Source organism: Sphaerisporangium sp. NPDC051011 (assembly GCF_040653595.1).
Lineage (GTDB): Bacteria > Actinomycetota > Actinomycetes > Streptosporangiales > Streptosporangiaceae > Sphaerisporangium.
On the sequence record NZ_JBFAGG010000044.1, the window covers coordinates 1 to 1,773 of the forward strand.

Below are 1,773 nucleotides of genomic sequence, written 5' to 3' on the forward strand. Positions count from 1 at the left end.
AGGACTCCGTTGGCGAACCTGGTTGATCGTTCCGTAAGGGTCCAGTTATGGTCTGCGCAAGATCCAGGTGGGGACCAAAAGGTGGCGGGTAGCGTGTCGATGCGTCCGGAGTCGTTCATGCAGATTCCGGAGGCGACCCGGAGGGTTGCCGCGGCTGCCTTCCCCAAGGGCACCATGTGCATGCGGCTGCGTGATGCGCTGGGGAGGTTGTTCAGCGACGAGGAGTTCGCCGATTTGTATCCCGGTGACGGGCAGCCGGCGCAGTCTCCGGGGCGGTTGGCGCTGGCGGTGGTGCTGCAGTACGCCGAGGGGTTGTCGGATCGGCAGGCCGCCGATGCGGTTCGCGGTCGGCTCGACTGGAAATATGCCCTGGCCATGGAGCTGGAAGATCCGGGGTTCGATTTCTCGGTGTTCAGCGAGTTCCGGGATCGGGTGATCGGCGGCTCGGCCGAGGAACGGGTGCTGGAGCTGCTGTTAGAGCGGTTGTGGCAGGCTCGGCTGCTTCGCGCGGGTGGTCGCGCGCGCACGGATTCCACCCACGTGCTGTCGGCCGCCCGGACGTTGAACCGGCTGGAGTTGGTGGTGGAGGCGATGCGGGCGGCGTTGAACGCGCTGGCGGTGGCCGCGCCGTCCTGGTTGTCCCCGCTGATCGGCCAGGAGTGGTGTGAGCGGTATGACCAGCGCGCCGACTCCTATCGGCTGCCCAAGGGCGAGCAGGCCCGCGCCGATTATGCCAGCGTGGTGGGCGGGGACGGGTATGTCCTGCTGGAGGCCGTCTACCACGTTGATTCGCCGTTGTGGCTTCGCCAGGTCGAGGCCGTGCAGACCTTGCGGCTGTGCTGGATCCAGCAGTATTACCGTGACCATGATGGGGTGCGGCTGCGTGAACAGAAGGATCTTCCTGTCGGTAGGGACCGGCTGGCCAGCCCGTATGACACCGATGCCCGTTATGCGGTCAAGCGGGGCAGCGGCTGGACCGGCTACAAGGTGCATTTGACCGAGACCTGCGAGCCGGACCGTCCGCATCTGGTCACGCATGTGGCGACCACGCCCGCACCCGTGGACGACAGCGAGGTCACCCTGCTGGTCCAGGAAAGCCTGGAGCGACGCGGTGTGCTGCCTGACGAACACGCCGTGGACAGCGCCTACGTCAGCGCCGAGCACATCGTGACCGCTCGTGACCGGTTCGGGATCGAGCTCCTGGGCCCGGTCTCGGCCGACACCAGCTGGCAGACCAAGGACGGCGACGCTTTCCAGACCGCTGATTTCCTCGTCAACTGGGATGAAGGGCAGGTCACCTGCCCGCAAGGGCATACCAGCCTGTCCATGGCGGCCCAGCGCAGCGGGACCGGGCACCCGGTCATCAAGGTGAACTTCTCCCAGGCCCACTGCACCCCCTGCCCGGTCCGAGCCCAGTGCACCAAGTCGGCCACCGCCTCCCGCAAGCTTACGCTGCGCCCCCGCGAGCAACACCAGGCGCTCGCCCACGCCCGTGCCCTTCAGCGGACCGAACAGTGGCAACGCCGCTACCAAGTCCGTGCCGGCGCCGAAGGCACGATCTCACAAGCGGTCCGCGGTCACGGCCAGCGCCGCTCCCGCTACATCGGCCTCGCCAAAACCCACCTGCAGAGCGTGTTGACCGCCACGGCGATCAATCTGGTCCGCGTCGACGCCTGGCTGACCGAGACACCCTTGGGACGAACCCGCACATCACGCTTCATCAGACTGCGCCAGACGATCACCGCATAACACAGAGTATTCGCCAACGGAGTC

1 protein-coding gene is annotated in these 1,773 nt (G+C 66.6%); it reads left to right on the plus strand.

Annotation, left to right across the window (positions count from 1 at the left end; genetic code table 11):
• Positions 1–93 precede the first annotated feature (93 nt).
• A complete protein-coding gene (locus AB0H21_RS40850) occupies positions 94–1,749 on the plus strand; it encodes an IS1182 family transposase (protein ID WP_358527472.1) in 1,656 nt (551 codons plus the stop codon).
• Positions 1,750–1,773: the final 24 nt, after the last annotated feature.